Source organism: Iodidimonas sp. MBR-22 (assembly GCF_029946565.1).
GTDB classification, from domain to species: domain Bacteria; phylum Pseudomonadota; class Alphaproteobacteria; order Sphingomonadales; family Rhodothalassiaceae; genus Iodidimonas; species Iodidimonas nitroreducens.
Map to the genome: position 1 here is coordinate 16,197 of NZ_JARKVQ010000019.1, position 20,419 is coordinate 36,615.

Annotated in this window: 20 protein-coding genes; 3 read left to right on the plus strand and 17 right to left on the minus strand. The window is 56.7% G+C overall.

Annotated elements, in window-relative coordinates; translation table 11 throughout:
• From QK300_RS12220 to QK300_RS12260, 9 genes are read right to left on the minus strand one after another with little or no spacing between them, the layout of a single operon-like run.
• A complete protein-coding gene (locus QK300_RS12220) occupies positions 1-105 on the minus strand; it encodes a DUF2474 family protein (RefSeq protein ID WP_281302035.1) in 105 nt (34 codons plus the stop codon).
• The gene (gene cydB / locus QK300_RS12225; RefSeq protein ID WP_281302034.1) at positions 105-1,103 is read right to left on the minus strand and encodes a cytochrome d ubiquinol oxidase subunit II; all 999 of its coding nucleotides are present in this window, start codon (positions 1,101-1,103) and stop codon (positions 105-107) included. Before cydB ends, QK300_RS12220 begins: the two co-directional genes overlap by 1 nt.
• Positions 1,100-2,506, minus strand: a complete 1,407-nt coding sequence (locus QK300_RS12230; RefSeq protein ID WP_281302033.1) for a cytochrome ubiquinol oxidase subunit I — start codon at positions 2,504-2,506, stop codon at positions 1,100-1,102. The genes cydB and QK300_RS12230 overlap by 4 nt, the downstream gene beginning before the upstream one ends.
• Positions 2,507-2,555: 49 nt before the next feature.
• Positions 2,556-4,325 (minus strand): sulfate permease, encoded by a 1,770-nt coding sequence (gene sulP / locus QK300_RS12235; RefSeq protein ID WP_281302032.1) that lies wholly within the window; start codon positions 4,323-4,325, stop codon positions 2,556-2,558.
• 3 nt (positions 4,326-4,328) lie between these two features.
• A complete protein-coding gene (locus QK300_RS12240; protein ID WP_281302031.1) occupies positions 4,329-5,609 on the minus strand; it encodes an FAD/NAD(P)-binding oxidoreductase in 1,281 nt (426 codons plus the stop codon).
• Between the two features lie 32 nt (positions 5,610-5,641).
• On the minus strand, positions 5,642-6,052 hold the full coding sequence (locus QK300_RS12245; RefSeq protein WP_281302030.1) for a DUF6691 family protein: 411 nt from the start codon (positions 6,050-6,052) through the stop codon (positions 5,642-5,644).
• Positions 6,053-6,256: a DUF2892 domain-containing protein gene (locus QK300_RS12250; protein ID WP_281302029.1), complete on the minus strand. Its 204-nt coding sequence runs from the start codon at positions 6,254-6,256 to the stop codon at positions 6,053-6,055.
• A 22-nt stretch (positions 6,257-6,278) separates the two neighbouring features.
• Entirely contained in the window at positions 6,279-6,725 is a 447-nt protein-coding gene (locus QK300_RS12255; RefSeq protein WP_281302028.1) for a YeeE/YedE thiosulfate transporter family protein, read from the minus strand.
• A complete protein-coding gene (locus QK300_RS12260; RefSeq protein WP_281302027.1) occupies positions 6,722-7,639 on the minus strand; it encodes an MBL fold metallo-hydrolase in 918 nt (305 codons plus the stop codon). Before QK300_RS12260 ends, QK300_RS12255 begins: the two co-directional genes overlap by 4 nt.
• 106 nt (positions 7,640-7,745) lie before the next feature.
• Here QK300_RS12260 and QK300_RS12265 point away from each other — a divergent pair, with 106 nt between their 5' ends.
• Both QK300_RS12265 and QK300_RS12270 read left to right on the plus strand, forming a co-directional pair.
• A complete protein-coding gene (locus QK300_RS12265) occupies positions 7,746-8,375 on the plus strand; it encodes a peroxiredoxin (protein ID WP_281302026.1) in 630 nt (209 codons plus the stop codon).
• Complete coding sequence (locus tag QK300_RS12270; protein ID WP_281302025.1) at positions 8,372-8,767, plus strand: metalloregulator ArsR/SmtB family transcription factor; 396 nt, start codon at positions 8,372-8,374, stop codon at positions 8,765-8,767. Before QK300_RS12265 ends, QK300_RS12270 begins: the two co-directional genes overlap by 4 nt.
• A 9-nt stretch (positions 8,768-8,776) precedes the next feature.
• Here the strand turns inward: QK300_RS12270 and QK300_RS12275 are convergent, their stop codons facing one another.
• From QK300_RS12275 to QK300_RS12290, 4 genes are all read right to left on the minus strand, one after another.
• Positions 8,777-9,730 (minus strand): RidA family protein, encoded by a 954-nt coding sequence (locus tag QK300_RS12275; RefSeq protein ID WP_281302024.1) that lies wholly within the window; start codon positions 9,728-9,730, stop codon positions 8,777-8,779.
• Positions 9,731-9,755: 25 nt separating this feature from the next.
• On the minus strand, positions 9,756-12,260 hold the full coding sequence (locus QK300_RS12280) for a TonB-dependent receptor (RefSeq protein ID WP_281302023.1): 2,505 nt from the start codon (positions 12,258-12,260) through the stop codon (positions 9,756-9,758).
• Between the two features lie 217 nt (positions 12,261-12,477).
• Positions 12,478-13,224: a sulfite exporter TauE/SafE family protein gene (locus tag QK300_RS12285; protein ID WP_281302022.1), complete on the minus strand. Its 747-nt coding sequence runs from the start codon at positions 13,222-13,224 to the stop codon at positions 12,478-12,480.
• 135 nt (positions 13,225-13,359) lie between these two features.
• Complete coding sequence (locus QK300_RS12290) at positions 13,360-14,301, minus strand: NAD(P)-dependent oxidoreductase (protein ID WP_281302021.1); 942 nt, start codon at positions 14,299-14,301, stop codon at positions 13,360-13,362.
• A gap of 304 nt (positions 14,302-14,605) precedes the next feature.
• Here QK300_RS12290 and QK300_RS12295 point away from each other — a divergent pair, with 304 nt between their 5' ends.
• The gene (locus QK300_RS12295; protein ID WP_281302020.1) at positions 14,606-15,634 is read left to right on the plus strand and encodes a LacI family DNA-binding transcriptional regulator; all 1,029 of its coding nucleotides are present in this window, start codon (positions 14,606-14,608) and stop codon (positions 15,632-15,634) included.
• Here QK300_RS12295 and QK300_RS12300 read toward each other — a convergent pair.
• From QK300_RS12300 to QK300_RS12315, 4 genes are read right to left on the minus strand one after another with little or no spacing between them, the layout of a single operon-like run.
• On the minus strand, positions 15,631-16,908 hold the full coding sequence (locus QK300_RS12300) for a dihydrolipoamide acetyltransferase family protein (protein WP_281302019.1): 1,278 nt from the start codon (positions 16,906-16,908) through the stop codon (positions 15,631-15,633). The two genes, QK300_RS12295 and QK300_RS12300, sit on opposite strands and share 4 nt — an antisense overlap.
• Before the next feature lie 23 nt (positions 16,909-16,931).
• A complete protein-coding gene (locus QK300_RS12305; protein WP_281302018.1) occupies positions 16,932-18,380 on the minus strand; it encodes an NAD-dependent succinate-semialdehyde dehydrogenase in 1,449 nt (482 codons plus the stop codon).
• 3 nt (positions 18,381-18,383) lie between these two features.
• Positions 18,384-19,361, minus strand: coding sequence for an alpha-ketoacid dehydrogenase subunit beta (locus QK300_RS12310; RefSeq protein ID WP_281302017.1), 978 nt, complete (start codon positions 19,359-19,361; stop codon positions 18,384-18,386).
• A complete protein-coding gene (locus tag QK300_RS12315) occupies positions 19,349-20,359 on the minus strand; it encodes a thiamine pyrophosphate-dependent dehydrogenase E1 component subunit alpha (RefSeq protein WP_281302016.1) in 1,011 nt (336 codons plus the stop codon). Before QK300_RS12315 ends, QK300_RS12310 begins: the two co-directional genes overlap by 13 nt.
• Between the last annotated feature and the right edge of the window lie 60 nt (positions 20,360-20,419).

The window sequence follows — 20,419 nt, forward strand, 5'->3', positions numbered from 1 at the left end:
TCAGTGCAATAGCCATCGGATCAGATAAGCAACAACCCCGAGGGCCAAAACACTGGCCAGCCAGATGCCGCCGAACCAGATCAGTTTGCCAAGGCCTTTACGCATCAATGATAGCCCTCGCTTCCCACTTTCCCGCGGAAAACCCAATAGGACCATGCGGTGTAGGCAAGGATGATCGGCACCATGATTGAAGCGCCAACCAGCATGAAAACCTGGCTGCGATGCGGTGCAGCGGCTTCCCATATTGTCACACGCGCCGGGATGACATCGGGCCAGATCGAAATGCCCAGCCCCAGAATGCAAAGACCGAACAAAGCGAGCGCCCAGAGAAAGGGCTGAATGTCTTTCCTCAGGCGGAGACTGCGATAGAACAGCCAGGTCGCAATCACCGTCAGAAAGGGCACCTGCGCCGTTGCCAGAACACCGGGAAAATCGAGCCAGCGTGCGTGATAGCGCGGTTCCAGCGTCAGCGTCACAAGACTGATCGCGCCGATCAGCAGTAAAAGCGCAATCCCCAGGCGCCCGGCATATGTCACGGCCTGTCGCTGCAAATTCCCTTCGGTTTTCCAGTTGAGCCAACATGCTCCCAGCAGGCTGTAGCCGACGACCAAACCGAAACCGGTCAGCACACTGAACGGCGACAACCATTCCCACCAGCCACCTGCATAGGCTCGATTTTCAACTGAAATACCCTGCAAAAGAGCGCCGAGCGCCAGCCCTTGCGCGAATGTCGCAATGAACGAACCGGCCGTAAAGGCGAAATCCCAAAATGCCCGATGTCCCGGGTCGCGCCAACGAAACTCAAAGGCCACGCCGCGAAAAACAAGCCCGAGCAACATCGCGATCATCGGCGCATAAAGCGCAGGAAGAATAATGGCATAGGCAAGGGGAAAGGCCGCGAGCAACCCACCTATGCCCATGACAAGCCAGGTCTCATTGCCGTCCCAAACGGGGGCGATGCTGTTCATCGCCCTATCGCGGTCCTCGCCAATCTCGAAGAAGGGAAACAAGATACCCATGCCGAGATCAAATCCATCCATCACGACATAGGCGATAATGGCAAAGCCGATGATGGCGGCCCAGATCATGGTCAGGTCGATCATTTTTTGGCTCCTTCCAGAATGGCTGGCGCGAGCGTGATCCCGGCGCTGCGGATGGGGGTGCCATCAAGCGTCGTTTCATGGGCCTCTGGCGGCTTCTTCATCAGGCGCAGGAGATACCAGATGCCCATGCCGAACACCGCGAAATAGACAAGAACAAAGGCAAGCAGCGAGGCGGCAATCGCCGGGGCATCAAGTGGCGATGCGCTATCCACCGTGCGCATGACCCCGTAAATCGTGAAAGGCTGTCGCCCGACCTCGGTCACGACCCATCCTGCGAGCACCGCGATCAATCCGGATGGTCCCATCATGACCGCAAATTTATGCAGCAGGGGCCAATCATAAAGCCGTCTTTTCCAGCGCGCGATCAAACTCCAAAGCCCTGTGCCCAGCATGAGAAAACCGATCCCGACCATGATCCGAAACGACCAGAAGACGATGCCAACCGGCGGCTCGTCAGCGTCGGGGATCGTATCGAGGCCAGCCAGCGGAGCATCAAGATCATGCTTCAAGATAAGCGATGATGCTTTGGGAATTTCGATGGCATAATCGATACGGCGTTCGGCGCTATTGGGAATCCCGAACAAAATCAGGGGTGCGCCATTGGGATGGCTGTCATAATGCCCCTCCATCGCCATCACCTTGGCGGGCTGATGTTCCAACGTATTGAGACCGTGAAAATCACCGGCAATAATCTGCAATGGCGCAACGATTGCAGCCATCCACATCGCCATAGAGAACATTTTACGGGCGCCGATATTTTGACGGTCCTTCAACAGATGCCACGCACCTACCGCGCCGACGATGAACGCTGTGGTGAGATAGGCTGCGAGCAGGGTATGGACGAGCCGATAAGGAAAGCTTGGATTGAAGATGATCGTCCACCAACTGTCGCCGGGCATGAATTGCCCGTTGGCTGCAATTTCATAGCCAACCGGCGTCTGCATCCAGCTATTGACCGACAAGATCCAGAAGGCTGAGATGAATGTGCCCACAGCAACCGCTAGTGTTGCAGTGAAATGCAGCTTGCGGCCGACCTTGTTGATGCCAAACAGCATGACCCCAAGAAATCCTGCCTCCAGAAAGAATGCGGTGAGCACTTCATAGGCCATGAGCGGACCGATGACCGGCCCTGCCTTGTCTGAAAAGACCGACCAATTAGTGCCAAACTGGTACGACATGACGATACCGGAGACGACACCCATCGCGAAGACGATGGCAAAAATCTTGAGCCAATAGCGAAAGAGATTGGCGTACACACCTTGTCCGGTCCTGAGCCACAGACCTTCCAGCACAGCGAGATAGCTGGCGAGGCCAATCGTAAAAGCCGGGAAGATGAAGTGAAAGCTGACCGTGAAGGCAAACTGCACCCGTGCAAGCAGTATGGCCCATTCCTGTTCAATCATTTTTCACCTCTTTCGGTTTTTCTGTCGATGCTTGAGATCATTGCGCTGGTCAGATCAGGCCACGGGCCAGCCACAGGTCGTCTTGCTTGTTTGATTCCTCCAGATCATTGGCCAGAATCATGAGGGCTGAGAAGGCTTCATTCTGCGAAAGCCATATTTTGCCCGTCAGATCATGGATCAGATGCGATCGTTCCAGCGCATCCATGACCGGGCCTTTCACCTCGGACAGGTGCAACTGGATGCCACCATCTGTCAGCCGATGATTGATCGCCTCGACACTTTCCAGCGCCGAAGCGTCAATGGCGTTTACAGCCGAACACATCAGGATCAGATGGCGAAGATCAGGCTGATCGGCCACCTGCTCCAGCACGAACGTCTCCAGCCAGCGCGCATTGAGATAAGTCAGGCTCTCGTCAATCCGAATGGTTAGAATGCGCGGATCTGTTAGCACCTTGTGCCGCTTAACATTTCGGAAATGCTCGGTTTTTGGCACGCGGCCAACGATCGCGGCATGAGGACGGGACGACCGCCACAAAAACATCGCCAGCGAAAGTCCGACCCCTGCCATCACCCCTGATTCGACCCCGGCCAGCAGGGTGACCAGAACAGTCGTTGCCATCGCTGCGAAATCGGGCTTGGAATAGGTCCAGATGGCCCGCGGGGTCTTGAAATCCACAAGGCTCAGGACCGCCACGATAATCGTCGCGGCCAGCGTAGCAATCGGAAGCGAGGCGAGCAGCGGGGTGAGAAACAAGGCGGCAATCGCAATCCCGACAGCGGTATAGGCCCCGGCGGCAGGGGTTTGGGCACCGGCATCGAAATTGACCACCGAACGAGCAAAGCCACCCGTCACCGGATAGCCGCCGGTGAAACTGGCAGCGATATTGGCCGAACCCAGACCGATCAATTCCTGATCGGGATCGATCCGCTGGCGTTTTTTGGCGGCCAGTGTCTGCGCAACAGAGACGCTTTCGACAAAGCCGATGACCGAGAGAAGCAAGGCGGGCACCGCAAGTTGTCGCCATAAATCCGCATCGAACAGCGGCAGGGTAAAGGGTGGCAGGCTTTGCGGAATGGTACCGACCACTTTTACGCCCGCCGCTTCAAGATCGAACAGCACCACGGCCATGGTTGAGAGGGCGACCGCAGCAATCGGCCCGGCTTTCGCCGTCAGATCCGCAGCCCTTGGATTGAGGCCAAGGCGGATGAGCAGTGGCTTCAGGCCTTTGCGCACCCAGAACAGAAATGCGATCGCCGTTCCCCCAATGATCGATGTGGGAAGATTGGTATCAGCCAGATTGGCAAATAACGTGCGAAGCAACTCGGGCATGGCCTCGCCACTGCCTGAAATGCCGAGAATTGACTTGAACTGGCTCGTGGCGATGATCAGGCCCGATGCTGTAATAAAGCCTGAAACAACCGGATGCGATAGCAGATTGGCCAGAAAACCGAGCCGCAGCACGCCCATGATGAGAAGGATCGCGCCCGATAAAAAGGCAAGGACCAGAGCGGCGGCAATGAACTGGGCGCTGCCCGGCGGCGCAATGGCGCTTGCCGCGGTCAGGGTCATCAGCGAGACAACCGCCACCGGGCCGACCGCCAGCGCCCGGCTGGTGCCGAATATGGCATAGGCAATGATCGGCAGGATCGATGCGTAGAGCCCGACTTCGGGCGGTAGCCCGGCCAGCATGGCATAAGCCAGGCTTTGCGGGATCAGCATGATCGTCACGATGGCAGCGGCAACCAGATCATTGGTCAGCGTGGCTCTATTATACGCGCGCCCCCAAGTAAGGATCGGAAGATAACGCCCCAAGGACATGAATCAGGCCTCGATCATATGCGGTTTCACCATCCACTCGCGCCCCTTGAGCATACCATGCCAGTAGATTGGTGGCAGGATCGTATCTTTCAGCAGCCACGATAGCCGCGAAGGCCGGGTGCCGTCGATCAGCCAATTGGGGAAGCTGGGGAGGAGTTTACCACCATAGCCGAATTCAGCGAGGATGATCTTGCCCGCCTCGACGGTGAGCGGGCACGAACCATAGCCGTCATAATCAGCCACAGGCGATTTGCCTTCGAGCGCGGCCAGAACATTGACCGCGACGACGGGAGCCTGCTTGCGTGCGGCGGCCATCGTTTTGGCATTGGGCGCAGAACAGGCATCGCCCAGCGCAAAAACATTGGGATAACGCACATGTTGGAGTGTCGCCTCATTCACGTTGATAAAGCCGGACGCGGCAGCGAGTGGGCTTGTGCGGACGAAATCAGGCGCGACCTGCGGCGGCACGATATGGATGATGTCGAACTTTTCCTCGACAATGCGCACAGTCTCATCTTGTTTTTGTTCAAAAATTGCTGTCTTGCCCGGCCCGTCGATTGCGATCAGACAAGATTCAAAATTGAGCTTTGCCCCATAGCGGTTCACATAGTTCATTAAGGCGGGCACATAGGCCGCAACACCGAACAGTACGGCCCCGGCGCTATGGAATTGAACATCGACATCCTTGAGAACGCCTGCCTTTTCCCAGCGGCTGCATGACATATACATCGCTTTTTGCGGCGCACCCGCGCATTTGATCGGCATCACCGGTTGGGTGAAAAGGGCGCGGCCCCCCCTGAAATCCTTGACCAGCCGGTTGGTATAGGGCGCAAGGTCATAGCCATAGTTGGAGGTCACTCCGTTGCGGCCAAGGGTTTCCGAAAGACCGGGAATGGCATCCCAATCCAGCTTGAGCCCCGGACAGGCAACCAGAACCCGGTAGCGGATATTATCGCCACTGGCCAAGCGCACGCGATTGTCTTCCGGGGCGAACCCGCTGGCGGAGGCCTTGATCCATTCGGCACCACGGGGCATCACAGATGCGGTGCTGCGGCGTGTGAAATCCCGGTCGAAAACGCCGCCGCCAACCATTGTCCAGCCGGGTTGATAGTCGTGAAATTCGGATGGTTCGATGATGGCAATGGTCAGTTGCGGCTTGCGCTTGAGCAGGCTGGCGGCCGTTGCGATGCCTGCGCTGCCGCCGCCAACGATGACCACGTCATAATCCGCCCTGCCGTTCCGGGGCGAAACGCTGCTATGGTCGCCGATTTTGGTGATGTGCATAGGATGTTTCCCCCGGATTGCGTTCGCACGCGTTATTGAACGGTGATTTTGTGCAGTGCCATGCCGCCCAGCATTGCGCCGATAAAAATGGCAGCAGGCCCGGGGGCAATGGCCAGATCGGCCAGCGCCGGTCCGGGGCACAGGCCGCTTATCCCCCAGCCAACGCCAAAGAACAGCGCGCCCAGAGCCAGCTTTTTATCAATCTGCCTTGTGCCGGGCAGATCGAATGCGCCTGCGGCCAGCGGCTTTTTCATGCCTTTGCGCAGCTTCCAAGCGATGGCCATCGGGATCATGGCACCACCCATCACGAATGCCAAAGTGGGATCCCACGCCCCGAAAATATCGAGGAAGGCCTGCACCCGCGCCGGATCGGCCATGCCGGATATGGCCAGACCCGCGCCGAAAATCAGGCCGGATAACAAGGATAAGAGGAGGCCCATCATCTAATTCCGCGAACAGGTGGATTGACCCAGCAATCTGTAGAGCGGGCAGAAACTGATCAGGCTGGTGAGGAGAAACACCGCGACTATCACTGTCAAAACAACGGCCAGCGTCCCCGATACCACGCCGGAATAAACCAGGATGCCCAGCGCAATCGCCGCGATCAGGCGCAGGATGCGGTCTATAGTTCCCATATTTTTCTTCATCGTCATTTTCCTTTTTAAAGACTTAACTCATGAATCCGAAAAGCCGCATCAGGCCCACTGTGGCAAATCCTGTGGCCATGAACAGAGCCGTCGCGACCATAGACCGTGGCGAAAGGCGCGATACGCCGCACACGCCATGGCCGCTGGTGCATCCCGATCCCAAACGCGTGCCAAAGCCCACCAACAGCCCACCGATAATCAGCGGCACGGGAGACGCGGGGAAATGAACCTCTATCTCTGCATAAAACAGGTTGATCATCCATGCGCCCGCAGGCAGCCCGAGGATGAAGGCAATGGCCAGCGCGCGTGCTTTGCTGCTGCCAGCAATACCGACCGACCGTGCAGCCAGGCCGCTGACCCCGGCGATGCGGCCAAGGCCCAGCAGCATGATGGCCCCGGCCAAACCGATCAGCAATCCGCCCAGCAATCCTTCGATGGGCATGGCATCGGGAAATCCGGGCAGGCTCATAATGCATTCACCGGGATTTTCAGATAAGTGACGCCATTGTCATCCGGCGGCGGCAGATGGCCTGCACGCATATTGACCTGAACGGAGGGCAGGATCAGGCGCGGCATAGCGAGCGTGGCATCACGAGCTTCACGCATGGCCACGAATTCATCCTCGCTTACACCATCATGGATATGAAGATTTTCTTTGCGCTCTGCCTCGACGGTTGTTTCCCAAACGAATTCCGTGCGGCCCGATGGCAAATAATCATGGCACATGAACAAACGTGTTTCGGGCGGAAGCGATAAGATACGCCGCGCCGAGCGATAGAGCGTGCGGGCGTCACCACCGGGAAAATCGGCCCGTGCCGTGCCATAATCGGGCATGAACATCGTATCGCCGACGAACACGGCATCGCCGATCACATAAGCGATACAAGCGGGTGTGTGCCCGGGGACATGCAGCACCGTGACGCCAAGCGACCCGATCTGGAACTGGTCGCCGTCTTTCCACAGTTGATCGAAATCCGAGCCGTCGCGTTGGAAATCACTGCCCGCGTTGAATAATTTGCCAAACACCTGTTGCACGCCGGTGATCTGCGCGCCGATAGCGATTTTACCCCCCAGTCTTTCTTGCAGATAGGGCGCTGCCGACAGATGATCCGCATGGGCGTGCGTTTCAAGCAACCAATCAACGGCCAGCCCCTTTTCCTCGACATAGGCGATAATCGCTTCTGCTGACGTGAAAGCGGTGCGACCCGAAGCCGGATCATAATCCAGCACGCTATCGATGATCGCAGCGTGATGGCTTTCGGGATCGTGGACGACATAGCTGACGGTATTGGTCGGCTGATCAAAGAAGGATTTAATGATGGGCACACCCGCTTGCGCGGCTGAAACCTGCTTGATGGCACTGGCAAGGGGGATGTCGCTCATGCAAAATTCCTTGAAATTCATAATTACATAAAATATGTAATCTAAAAGAAAGATTGCGTCAAGCCTGTATGAAAGGCATGGTCATAGACATGAGACAGCACAAGCCATGACAGACACACAAAACCCCGATCTAAACCGTGCCGTAAGGATTGGCGACCCCGCCCCGGATTTCGTTGCCCGCTCGACCAAAGGAGAGGTGAAGCTCTCGTCCTACCGTGGTCGTTGGCTTATTTTCTTTTCACATCCGGCAGATTTTACGCCCGTTTGCACAACCGAATTTATCGGTTTGGCCAAGCGCCAGCCCGCCTTCGATGAGTTGGATTGCGCACTCCTTGGGCTTTCGGTCGATAGCCTTTATGCGCATTTTGCCTGGGTTCGGGCGATCGAGGAACAGTTCGATATCACTATTGATTTTCCAATTATCGAAGATCCCAGCATGGCGATTGGCTTTGCCTATGGCATGATCGATCACACAAGCGCTGATTCCATGGCTGTACGTTCGGCTTATTTTATTGATCCGGAAGGGATCGTCCGCGCTGTCACCACATATCCGCATGATGTTGGGCGTTCGGTTGACGAGATGCTGCGATTGATGACGGCGCTGAAAGCGGTTGATGATGGCAAAGGATTTGCCCCCGAAGGCTGGCAGCCCGGCACCGCCCTTCTCGCGCCACCGCCTGATGGCAGAGGGCCGCTTGATGAGGGGGCAGACTGGTTTTGCAAAACCCGGCCATGACCGCACTTTATGAAAATCGCGATCTGGCCGCCAGCGTTTCAGAAAAGCTGAAGGTTTATGCGCAGCCGCAACGTCTGATGATTCTCAGTTGCTTGTGGCGCGGCGAACGCACTGTGGCAGATATAGGCCAGGCGACCGGCATCGTTCAGCCTGCGCTGAGCCAGCAACTGGCAGAATTGCGCCGCGCGGACCTCGTGCAGACACGCAAGGAAGCCAAACAGGTCTGGTATCGATTGGCGGATGATGGCGTTGCTTTATGCGTTCAAACGATGGAAAAAATCTTTTGTGAGACGCCTGAGCATGTGATGCCCATGCCGCCTCTTGTCAGTGGGCAGGACAAACGACCGGTCAAAGGTGCTGCGCGTTTTGTGCGCATGATTATAAACCGATGAGGCCCTGATTCAGGGGGCGGCGATGATCAGATCGAACATGATTTTCGCCCCCTTCATAGGCAGGGCATTCACCCCGATGGCCGAACTGCACGGCCGCCAGCCTTCCAGATAGCGCCCCATTTCGCGGCCGCTGAAATCTTCGGTGTAGAAAGAAACGATGCGGATGATGCGGCTTTTGTCCGCCCCGATGCCCGCCAGAATGTGATCGATATTCTGTGTGGCCATCCGCACCTGCATATCGAAATCATCGGGCAGGGGGGATCGGGCTTCATCCTGATCCAAAGGGGCGGCGGTGATCCCCGATAAAAAGATCATATCCGTTCCGGCATCGATGCGAATGCCCGGCGCAAAGATCATGCTATCGGCAAGGGCGGGGCGCGAGTGAATGACATCAATATCGTTCATCTTTCCATTCCTTTTGGGATCAGCCTTGGCAGCCGGGTGTGATGGGGGGGCAATGGCCATCAGCTCGATTTCAAGGAGCGAGTTGGGGGCGCTCAAACGTCTGATTTCAACGGCGGAAAGGGCGGGGTGCCAATCGCCAAAATAGCGGCGCAGCACAGCAAGGATGGCCGGGTAATCGGCCATCGCGCGCACATAAATCAAGGCATGGACCACATGGTTCCATGAAAGTCCGGCGATGCGCAGCACCTCATCAAGATTGCGCAGGGTCATATGGGTTTGGGCAACACTATCATCGGGCAGGATTTCATCGCGCGGCTGATGGGGATGGCGATGATAAAGATCAAGGGCCGCAGCCCCCGATAAAAACACCATATCCGCTGCAGCATCGGCTTTCACCCATGTGCCCGTGCCTGATCCGGGGCGAGGATCGGGGCCGGTGCTTTGGAAGGGGGCGGCGGCCTTGGCCACCACACCATTGGCTGAAAGGATCAGGCTGCCACCCAAAACCCCATTGAACAGATTGGAGAGAAACCCGCGTCTGTCGGCTCTTGGGCTCATGATCGCCTGATCCCTTTATTTCGCATCAGAAACGATAGGTAACATTCCCGCCCCAGGTGCGCGGACGACCAAACATGGTAGGACGATCCACGGTATTGGGCTGCGGCGGTCCGATATTGAGGATTTCCTTTTCCTCGAACAGATTTTGCACCCAAAGGGAAGCAAGCCAGTTGGTATCGGAGGATTCCCATGTCAGGCGCGAGCCAAAGATATGGGCGCTGGGGCGCAGGCGCATGGGCTTTGAGCTATCGGCCACCTGCGTCAGTTCGCGATTGATGATATCATCCCAGGCATTGCCCCGGCCGCGATAATCCCCGCGCAGGGTGAGCACCGAGCCATCATCAAGATCGAAATGATATTCGGCTGCGATGGTGGTGGTCCATTTCGGGGCATTATCAAGGCGGAAGCCATCGGTGGCATCGGGAATCCCATCGCCGGTGATATCCACATCGGCGGTCAATTCGGGATCTTGCAGGGCACCGCCGATTTCAAGACGCAGATTGGGGGTGATGAGGAAGGTGCCTTCCACTTCCACACCCAAAGTCCGGGCACTGCCGGCATTGGTGATGATCTGGAAAAAGCCCTGCTCGGTATTGCGGAATTGCAGCAATTGCAGATCATTATAATCGAGCCAGAAAGCGGTGACGCTCAAACGCGCCCGATTGCCAAAGCTGCCGCGCCAGCCAAGCTCGTAATTGTTCGATGTTTCTTCATCAAAAGGAATGCTGGCCGTTGAAACCGATTCCGGCTCGACCTGAAAACCCCCAGCCTTATAGCCCTGCGAGAATTGGGCATAAAACATGTGGCTATCATTCAGCCGATATTCGGCGGTGGCTTTCATCATCAGATCTTCCCAGCTATCGGAAACGATAACAGGTGTGGAAAAGCCAACCGGATTGGCGGCATTGCCGCAGGTGAACTGGACCGGTGGATTGAAATTACAGCCTTCGATCTGGGCAATCGGACCACCAAAGCCAAAGGCGGTGTGGACGATCGTGCCGTCTTTTTCATCTCGCGCCCAGCGGGCCCCGAAGGTAAGATTGAGCTTTTCCGTCACGTCATAGCTCAATTCACCGAAAATACCGATGCTATCGGTAGAGGTGGTGGTGAATTTGGTATCGCGGGTATCGGGCCGTCCGGCGGCACCATTCTGGAAAAACTGGTTTTCGCTGAACCAGTCATGATCATCGGCAAGATACATGGCCCCGGCCAGCCAACGGAAACGATTGCCCGTGCCGTGATTATCGATCCGCACTTCCTGGGTAAAGATATCGGCGGTTTGGCTGCCAGCCTGGAACAGGACATTTTCCGGCGTGCCATGGGCATCCTGCAATTGTTCCACATCGCCATCCACATAGGCGGTCACCGATGTGATATTATAGCCATCGGCCACTTCCCAGCTTATTTCACCGGTGAGATTGATCATTTCCCGATCAAGGAAGAAATCGCCATCGGAAATTTCGGTTTTCCAAGGGTCGCAGGGATCAAAGAAGGTTTGCGCAAAGGGGGGATGTCCCGGCGGGGCAAATTGCCCCCGCAAAGCCCCATCAGAGGCCGCGATCACCTGAGGCACCGAGCAATCCCGCGAACGCCGCACCGGCGCTTCGTCATTATCCTTGTTGTATTCCGCCTTCAGATAGATGCTCAGGCGTTCGGTCGGTTCCATCAGCAAAGAACCGCGAATGGCAAAATTTTCCTGACCATCCAAACCCTTGCCGGTGGAAACCGATTCGGTATAGCCATCGAATGTATCAAAATTATACGCGATGCGGGCGGCGACTTTTTCCGACAAAGGCACATTGATATAGCCATCGGTTTCAAAGCGTTCGTGGCTGCCAGCGCCAACGGTCAACCGCCCGGAAAGATCGAATGTCGGGCGTTGGGTGACCAGATGGACAAGGCCCGCCGAGGCATTGCGGCCAAAGGATGTGCCCTGCGGCCCGCGCAGCACTTCCACGCGCTGCATATCGAACATGGCCGGATTTTTCAGGATATCCTTTGAAATCGGCACATCATCAATGACCGTGAGAATGGCGGATTCAAGGGAACTGCCCTCGGTGCGGGAACTGATGCCCCGGATGCTGTATTCCGGCTGGGTTTTATTGAAGCCGACGAAGGTGGCCCCGGGGGTATTCTGGATCACGTCATCGGCGGTTTCGATGCGCTGTTTGATCATATAATCGGCGGTCATGGCCGTCACTGAAACCGGCGCATCCTGCACCCGGCGCGCATAGCGCTGGGCGGTGATGGTGATTTCCTCAAGGCCCTCAAAAACCACCGGTGCTGAAGGGCTATCGGTTTGGGCATCAGCCTGTGATTCCGTTTGAGCAAAGGATTGCGTGGGCAAAGCTAAGCTCAGCAGGCCGATGGATAGAGCCATCAGCGATGCGCCTGAGAGGTTTTTGGCGGGCCAGCGTTGGGTTGCCCGGCTTTGTGTGGCCCGGGTTTGTGTGGCCCGGGTTTGTGTGGCCCGGGTTTGTGTGGCTATGGCTTTATGCGGATCGTGGGACTTGATCGTTTTGATAGGCATAGATGATACTCCCCGAGGTTCAGTTTAACTTTTCCAAGCCTTCTGGCCCTTGTCGTCCATGCGGTCACACCGTCTTTTGCGGCATCTGCATGTGAAAGATGCCCCTTGTGAGCATCCATGAGAGACGCCTGTTAGGGCAAACGTTTGCATTTGACAGGCTAACCGATGAAATTTCCAAGCGCAATAACAAAGATGTGATGCCCTTATGAAAAACAGGTTAACTTTGTGAAATAAACCCGGAATAAATCAGCTCGATTTCCATCAGGATGAAAATGATCAGGAGCGCGATGCGAAATGTTTCCGCATTAAAGCGCCGCCCCAGCCACACCCCGATCTGAACGAAAATCATCACCGGAACAAGGGCATAAAGGCCTTGGACCAAGCGCTCCATCGTCCAGAGATCGGCAACAGAAAGGGCCGCGATCTGGGATGCGGAAAAAAGGGTGAAAGAAAGCGCGATGGAAAACACAAAGCTTTGGGCGGTAAGGCCAAGGCCGGTAAGATAAGGCGCAATGAGGGGCGCGGAAATCCCAGTGGCCCCTTGAACAGCCCCGGATAAAAGGCCGAATATTGGCCCCAAAAAGGGTGTTTTGGGCATGCGAAAGGATGGTTTCAGCACCAGTTGCAGCAGATAAAGCCCCAGCCACAGGGCGAGAATCCGGGTAAGGCTGCGATCATCCATAATCGCTAAAAGCCAGGTGCCCAAGGCCCCCCCAATGATCCCCGCAACAAGAAACGGGGCCAGAAGCCGGGCGGGCGGGGCCTGCCGACGATGGACAAAAATCAGCCAGCCATTGGAAAACAGGCTGGGCAGCACCATCAGCACCACCGCATGTTCAACGCCCAGATAGATCGATAATAAGGGCACCGCCAGCAAAGGCAGGCCGATTCCCGTTATGCCTTTCGAGATGCCGCCCAAGGCAAGGGCTGCGAATATCAGAAGAAGGGTGAGAGGATCATTCATCACGAGAGCGCATCCATTGCGGGACCAGGGCAGTGAGGCCACCATGAGAGTCGCTGAGGCCCGCCCCTGTCCTTATGAAAGGAGAAGGATGGGCCACAGCCATAGACCTTTTAGACGTTGGATGCGCTAAAGGCTTTATTTTTTCAGCCCGTCAGAAACGGTCATATTTTCAGATTTGAGGTCAAGGCCAGCGGCTTTGGCTTCCAGCTCCAATAGCGCACCGAAATCGATATCCTCATAGCCATGGCCGATCATCGCCTGTACCAGTTCACGGGTCATCGCGGTCAGGGGTTGGGGAACCCCCAATTCACGGCCCGCCGCCAGCCCCAGATCCAGATCCTTTTTCAAAAGGGCGGGGGTGAAGGTGGGTTTCCAATCCAGATTGACGAAAGCCGGTGTTTTATAGCGGGTGAAAACCGATCCCATCACGCTTTTATTGATGAAATCGAGGAAGGCATGGCGCTTCACACCGCCCTTTTCCGCCAGCACCGTAATTTCCGCAAGGCTTTGGGTCACCACACCCAAAAGGATATTGTGGCAGATCTTGACCATCCGGGCCAATTCGCCATCCCCCACATAAGATACGCCTTCGCCCAAGGCATCGAGCAGGGGCTCAACGGTTTTAAACGCCTGCTCCGGCCCGGAAGCCACGATCGATAACATGCCCGCTTCCACCACCTTGGCATTGCCAGAGACCGGTGCGGCGATCATGTCTGCGCCCCGTGCTGCCAGATCCTTGCGCACATCCGCTGAGCCTTCGGCGGAAACGCTGGAGCAATCCACATGGATTTTCGGGGCATGATCGGGATCGGATAAAACGCCTTCCGCGCCCGAGACGACCTGCTTGAGATCGGCGGGGCCAGAGACCATCGAGAAGGTGACATCGCAGCGCGCCAGATCGCGTGGGCTGTTGACGATTTTGGCGCCCAGGTCCGCCAGGGGTTCGGCTTTGGCGCGGGTCCGGTTGTAAACCGAAACTGTATATCCGGCCTTGAGCAATCGGCCTGCCATGGCATAGCCCATGCGGCCCGTGCCGATCCAGCCGATATGAAGCTGTTCTTTTGATGTCCCTGACATGATGTGACCTTTCTTTTATTCTGAACCGGTTTTTAAAGGCTGCCTGCCCTTTGTGGTTCTGGCTGTTTGGCTGACAGGCATGCATTGCCCGCCGGCCGTGTGAAGTGGGTGTCGAAATCTGGCGCTTATGCTGTTACGCAAAGCTTTGCGTAGATATAGCCTCAAACAATCTTTAGTGCAACAGTTTTACAAGTCTGTGTGAAACAGAGTTTGTAAAATTTGACGCTTTGGCAAAATCGGCTATGAATAGCGGAGATGAGATAGAGTTGATCTGGTGACAGGATCAAAAACCGGGGATAGAGATATGGCACGAGCGCGGGCAACGCTGCGGGATGTGGCAGAGCGCTGCGATGTGCATTTGTCCACAGTCTCGCGGGTTCTCAATAATAAAAAAGGCTATGCCGTTTCCGAGGAAGTGGCGGATCGCATTCGCCGCATGGCGGCTGAACTGGGCTATAAAACCAATCCTTTTGCTTATTCCCTGCGTGTTAACCGGTCGTTCACCGTGGGGGTTTTGATCCCTGATCTGAGCAATCCGATTTTCCCGCCGCTCATCCGCGGGATCGAACATCGCCTTGAACAATCGGGCTATACCGCCATTCTGGGCGATACCGATAATCGTGTGGAGGAAGAACGGCGCATCGTTGAGCGATTGAAGGCCCGGCAAACCGATGGCCTGATCCTTGCCACCGCGCATCGGGCCGATGATCTGATCCGCAGTTGCATCGATGAAGGCTATCATGTGGTGTTGATCAATCGGTCTTTGGATGATGATGCGGTGGCATCGGTGGTGAATGATGATGGAACTGGCATTGCCATGGCGGTGCGGCATCTTCTGGATCAGGGGCATCGCAGGATTGCGCATATTGCCGGGCCCCAGGAAATTTCCACCGGCTTTCGCCGCTATCTGGCCTTTAAAGAGGCGATGAAAAAAGAGGGGCTCACCCCTGATGAGGATCTGATCGCCTTTTGCCATAATTACAGCGAAAAAGAAGGGTTTGCGGCCCTTCGCGGTTTGTTCGAACGGGAAAAGCCATTCACGGCGGTGGTGGCGGCGAACGACCTTCTGGCTCTTGGCTGCTATGATGCCATCACCGAGGCCGGGCTTTCCTGCCCCGAAGATATTTCGGTCACCGGCTATAATGACATGCCCTTTTCCGACAAGTTCAAACCGCCTTTGACCACGGTGCATATCCCCTTGCACAAGATGGGCGAAGAAGCCGCATCCGCGATGCTGAAACTGATCGAGCAGGCCCCCGACAAGACGAGACAGCATATGGTGACGCCTCATCTTGTCGTGCGCGGCTCCACCGCGAAATGTTCAGAAATCTAGATGAACTCGGCGGCCCAATCGCGGGTTTCGATGATCTCTTTCACGCGATTGAGAAAAGCCCCGGAATAGGCCCCATCGATCACGCAATGATCAAAGCTTTGGGCCAGCACCCCGATGGGCCGAATGGCAATCTCATCGCCATTGGAGCCTTCCACCACCACGGGCCGCTTTTTGATGCCATCGGTGGATAAAATGGCCACCTGCGGCTGATTGATGATCGGTGCCGTGATGAGCGTGCCAAAGCTGCCATTATTGGTGATGGTATAGCCCGCGCCCGAAAGCTCATTGGCGGTCAATGTGTTGCTGCGCGCCCGGTCGGCCAGATCCATGATCCCACGGGCAAGGGCGGGTACCTTCAATGCATCCGCATTGCGCAGCACCGGTGCCATAAGCCCTTTATGATCAAGATCGATGGCAAAGGCCATATCGATATGCCGATGCCTGAGCAGGCTATCGCCATCCCGTTCGGCATTGAGATCGGGATAATCGGGCAAGGCAAGGCACAGCGCGCGGGCAATGAAGGGCAGGTAGGTGAGGGATGCCCCCTCGGCACTGCGCCATGCGCCTTTCATGAAGCTCCGCACCCGCTCGACACCGGAAAAATCGGCCTCCACCGCTTGCAGAACATGGGCCGAGGTGTTTTTCGACTGGATCATATTCTGGGCAATTTTGCGCCGCAGGGATGAGAAGGGCTGGCGCTCCACATCGCGCCCTGATGGCTTCACCGGGGGGAAGGCCCCGGGCATTGGGGTAGCGGCTTTTGGGCCTGCCCTATCGAGATGCTTCATCACATCATTGCGTTGGATGCGGCCATCGCGACCGGTGCCGGTGATTGCCGCGGGATCAAGATCATGATGGGCGATCAGCCGCCGCACGGCGGGGGAGAGGGGGGTGCCATCGGGTGCGGTTTTGGGCAGCGGCGCTTTCACCCGGCTGGGCGCTTTTGCGGACTCCGTTTTGGCGGTGTCTGCTTTTGCGCCTGCTGAGCTTGCCGACTTCTCATCACCTGCCGATTTGTCATCGCCCGTCGCCTTCTCATCAGAAGCCGTGGAGATGACGCACAAAACCGTACCCACCTTGGCTGTTTCCCCTTCGGCGACAAGGATATCCTTCATCACTCCGGCAACGAGTGATGGCACTTCGGTCGCCACTTTGTCGGTTTCGATCTCAAGCAGAATCTCATCGATGGCAACGCTATCGCCGGGCTTTTTATGCCATTGGGCAATGGTGCCTTCTTCTACCGATTCCCCAAGCTGGGGCATGATCACGTCCATAAGGTCACTCTCCTGCCAGCTTTTTACCAGCTCACTGCAATATATTTTTTTTCCAGAAATTCGAGCATGCCATCATGCGCGCCTTCACGGCCCAGCCCCGATTGCTTGACACCGCCAAAGGGGGCCGCCGGATCAGAAACCACACCGCGATTAAGCCCCACCATGCCCGATTGAAGACGTTCCGAGACCTGCAGGCCCTTTTTCAGATTTTCCGTGAAAACATAGGAAATCAGGCCGTATTCCGTATCATTGGCGCGGGTGATCACATCATCGAGATCATCGAATCGCTGGATCGGGGCGATGGGGCCGAAGATTTCATCTTGCAAAAGCAAAGCATCGGCACCGGGATCGCTGATCACCGTGGGATTATAGAAAAAGCCACGCTGATCGGGCCGCGTGCCGCCGGTTTCTAGCTTGCCGCCATGCGACAGGGCGTTTTCCACCAGCTTTTCCATATCATCGCGGGCCCCACGGTTCACCAGCGGGCCCAATTCCACCCCATCATCAAGGCCATTGCCCACTTTCAGCCCCGCCATCGCCTGGCTGAAGGCGCGGATAAAGGCATCGGCAATGCCGTCTTCGACGAAAAAGCGATTGGCCGCAGTGCAGGCTTCGCCGCCATTGCGCATTTTGGCGGTCATCGCCCCTTCAATCGCAGTCTCTAGATCGGCATCGTTGAAGACGATGAGCGGTGCATTGCCCCCCAATTCCATCGAGCAATTGACGATGGTTTTGGCGGCATTGCCCAAAAGGATGCGCCCCACCCCGGTAGACCCGGTGAATGACAGCTTGCCCACCCGGGGATCATCCAGAATACCCGGCACGATGGCCGATGAACGGGCCGAGGGGATCACATTCACCACCCCTTTGGGCACGCCCGCTTCCTCCAGAAGGCTGGCAATGGCCAGTGCGGTGAGCGGGGTTTCCGATGCCGGTTTTAAAATCACCGAACAGCCCGCCGCCAGCGCCGGCCCGATCTTGCGGGTGGCCATGGCCGCCGGGAAATTCCATGGCGTGATCAAAAGCGCCACACCCACGGGCTGCTGTAAAACCAAAATCCTGTTTTTGCCCGAAGGGGCGGTGGAAATATCCGATAGATTGCGCACGGCTTCTTCGGCATACCAGCGGAAAAATTCGGCGGCATAGGCCACTTCGCCCCGGGCATCGCGCAGAGCCTTGCCATTTTCAAGGGTGATGAGCCGGGCGAAATCCTCGGCCCGGGCAGTCATCAGATCAAAGGCCCGGCGCAGGATTTCAGCCCGTTCGCGGGGCGGGCGGGCGGCCCATAAGGGCTGGGCCGCATGGGCGGCATCCACGGCGAGCAGGGCATCTTCTTTTGATGCCGATGCCACATCGGTGATGACCTCTTCGGTGGCGGGATCGATCACTTCGATCCGGGCACCATCCAAAGACGGACGCCATTCACCATTGATATAGAGACCTGTTTCCACAGGCATATTGGCTTTGGCCATGATTTACCCCAATGATTTGAGAATGCGATCCGTGATCCGATCAACGCTCGGGATGGTCAGATCTTCCAGATGATCGGCGGCGGGCAAAGGAATATGCGGTGTGGTGATGCGGGTGATCGGCGCATCCAGATCCCAGAATAATTCTTCGCTCACAAGGCTGGATATTTCCGCCCCCCATCCGCACAGCCTCGGGTTTTCCTCGACCGTGAACAAACGCCCGGTTTTGGAGACTTCGCGGAAGATGGTTTGGGTATCCAAAGGCACCAGCGATCTCAGGTCCACCACCGTTGCATGAATGCCATGCTCGTCCTTCAGGCGCTGGGCGGCTTCCACCGCGCGCGGCACCATATTGGCCAGCGCCACGATGGTCAGATCATCGCCATTGACCAGAACTTTGGCTTCGCCCAGCTTATCCACATATTCGCCATCGGGCACTTCGCCCTTCACCGGATAAAGGGCTTTATGTTCAAAGAAAATCACCGGATCGGGATCGCGGATGGCGGCCGCCAAAAGGCCCTTCACATCGGCGGGTGATGAGGGGGCGACCACCTTCAGGCCGGGGATCATCATCGCCCAGTTTTCGATGCTCTGGCTGTGTTGCGCACCAAAACGCAGGCCGCCGCCATTGGCGGTGCGGATCACCAGCGGCAAGGACACCTGCCCATTGGTCATATAGCGGGTTTTGGCAATTTCATTGGCCACGATATCCCAGCAAACCGCGAAAAAATCGGAAAACATGATTTCCGCGATGGGCTTCAGGCCCACCATCGCCGCCCCCATGGCGGTGCCCAATATCGCCTGTTCGGCAATCGGGGTATCGCGCACGCGCGTCGGCCCGAATTGGTCTAAAAGCCCAACGGTCGCCTTGAAAACACCACCGGCAGCGCCGATGTCCTCGCCCAGAAACACGACATCCTCGTCACGTTCCATTTCTTGCGCGATGCCTTGTGCAACCGCGTCGCGATATGTCAGTTCCGCCATGCCCAGCCTCCGTCAGCCCATACATCCTTCAAGATCACATCTTCGGATGGGGGCGGTGCGTTTTTGGATTCTTCCGTGGCGGCATTCACTGCCTTTGCCACATCGTCTTCAATTGTCTTGATGGCCTCTTCGCTGATCCCGAAATCCAGCATCCGCTTGCGATAAAAGGGGATCGGGTCTTTGGCGATCCATTCCTTGACCTCGGCATCGGGGCGATATTTGCCCGGGTCGGCGCGGCTATGGCCATGATGGCGATAGGTTTTGCATTCGATCAGGGATGGGCCATCGCCCGCCCGGGCCTTGGCAAAGGCTTCCTGGGCCACCCGATAAACGGCATCGGCATCATTGCCATCAACAATGATCGAAGGCAGGCCATAAGCCGAGGCCCGATCCGCCGCCGGATTTTCCACAGGCGTGACATCGCCAATGGCGGTATATTCCATATAAAGATTGTTTTCGCAGACAAACACCACCGGCAGTTTCCACACCGCCGACATCGAGACAGCTTCGTGAAAGGCCCCGATATTGGTGGTGCCATCGCCAAAGAAACACACCGAAACCTCGCCGGTTTTCTTATATTGGGCTTTCCACGCAGCCCCCATGGCGATGGGCAGATGGGCACCGATGATGGCATAGGAACCCATCGCCCCCTTGGTGACATCGGTGAGATGCATCGAGCCGCCCTTGCCGCCCAGAAGGCCGCACTCACGGCCCATCAATTCGCCCAGAACACCGGTCATCGAAGCGCCCCGGGCCAGAGTGTGGCCATGGCCGCGATAGGTGCAAAAGCTCCAGTCGCCCGGCTTCATGGCCACCCCAAAACCGGCGGCGATGGCCTCCTGACCGATGCACAGATGGCTGGTCCCTTTGATCATATTCTGCAGGAAAAGATCATAGGCGCGCTTTTCGACCTGCCGCACCTCCTGCTGTGTCCGATAAAGGGCAAGGCGGATGTCCTCGCCAATATCGTCATTTTTCCTCGTGGGTTTTTTTACCAAGGATCTTATCCTTTTCGTGATGGACCCCGATCATTGGATCGGGGCTGGTCTGTGATGAAA

Bases quoted from the DNA above. Each gene is read 5' to 3' on its own strand.
- QK300_RS12310 (WP_281302017.1), bottom strand. From the start codon at position 19,361: ATGGCGGAACTGACATATCGCGACGCGGTTGCACAAGGCATCGCGCAA.
- QK300_RS12285 (WP_281302022.1), bottom strand. From the start codon at position 13,224: ATGAATGATCCTCTCACCCTTCTTCTGATATTCGCAGCCCTTGCCTTG.
- QK300_RS12300 (WP_281302019.1), bottom strand. From the start codon at position 16,908: ATGGACGTGATCATGCCCCAGCTTGGGGAATCGGTAGAAGAAGGCACC.
- QK300_RS12260 (WP_281302027.1), bottom strand. From the start codon at position 7,639: ATGAGCGACATCCCCCTTGCCAGTGCCATCAAGCAGGTTTCAGCCGCG.
- QK300_RS12290 (WP_281302021.1), bottom strand. From the start codon at position 14,301: ATGTCAGGGACATCAAAAGAACAGCTTCATATCGGCTGGATCGGCACG.
- QK300_RS12275 (WP_281302024.1), bottom strand. From the start codon at position 9,730: ATGAGCCCAAGAGCCGACAGACGCGGGTTTCTCTCCAATCTGTTCAAT.
- QK300_RS12245 (WP_281302030.1), bottom strand. From the start codon at position 6,052: ATGATGGGCCTCCTCTTATCCTTGTTATCCGGCCTGATTTTCGGCGCG.
- QK300_RS12255 (WP_281302028.1), bottom strand. From the start codon at position 6,725: ATGAGCCTGCCCGGATTTCCCGATGCCATGCCCATCGAAGGATTGCTG.
- QK300_RS12230 (WP_281302033.1), bottom strand. From the start codon at position 2,506: ATGATTGAACAGGAATGGGCCATACTGCTTGCACGGGTGCAGTTTGCC.
- sulP (WP_281302032.1), bottom strand. From the start codon at position 4,325: ATGTCCTTGGGGCGTTATCTTCCGATCCTTACTTGGGGGCGCGCGTAT.
- QK300_RS12240 (WP_281302031.1), bottom strand. From the start codon at position 5,609: ATGCACATCACCAAAATCGGCGACCATAGCAGCGTTTCGCCCCGGAAC.
- QK300_RS12250 (WP_281302029.1), bottom strand. From the start codon at position 6,256: ATGAAGAAAAATATGGGAACTATAGACCGCATCCTGCGCCTGATCGCG.
- QK300_RS12280 (WP_281302023.1), bottom strand. From the start codon at position 12,260: ATGCCTATCAAAACGATCAAGTCCCACGATCCGCATAAAGCCATAGCC.
- QK300_RS12270 (WP_281302025.1), top strand. From the start codon at position 8,372: ATGACCGCACTTTATGAAAATCGCGATCTGGCCGCCAGCGTTTCAGAA.
- QK300_RS12305 (WP_281302018.1), bottom strand. From the start codon at position 18,380: ATGGCCAAAGCCAATATGCCTGTGGAAACAGGTCTCTATATCAATGGT.
- QK300_RS12295 (WP_281302020.1), top strand. From the start codon at position 14,606: ATGGCACGAGCGCGGGCAACGCTGCGGGATGTGGCAGAGCGCTGCGAT.
- QK300_RS12265 (WP_281302026.1), top strand. From the start codon at position 7,746: ATGACAGACACACAAAACCCCGATCTAAACCGTGCCGTAAGGATTGGC.
- QK300_RS12220 (WP_281302035.1), bottom strand. From the start codon at position 105: ATGCGTAAAGGCCTTGGCAAACTGATCTGGTTCGGCGGCATCTGGCTG.
- cydB (WP_281302034.1), bottom strand. From the start codon at position 1,103: ATGATCGACCTGACCATGATCTGGGCCGCCATCATCGGCTTTGCCATT.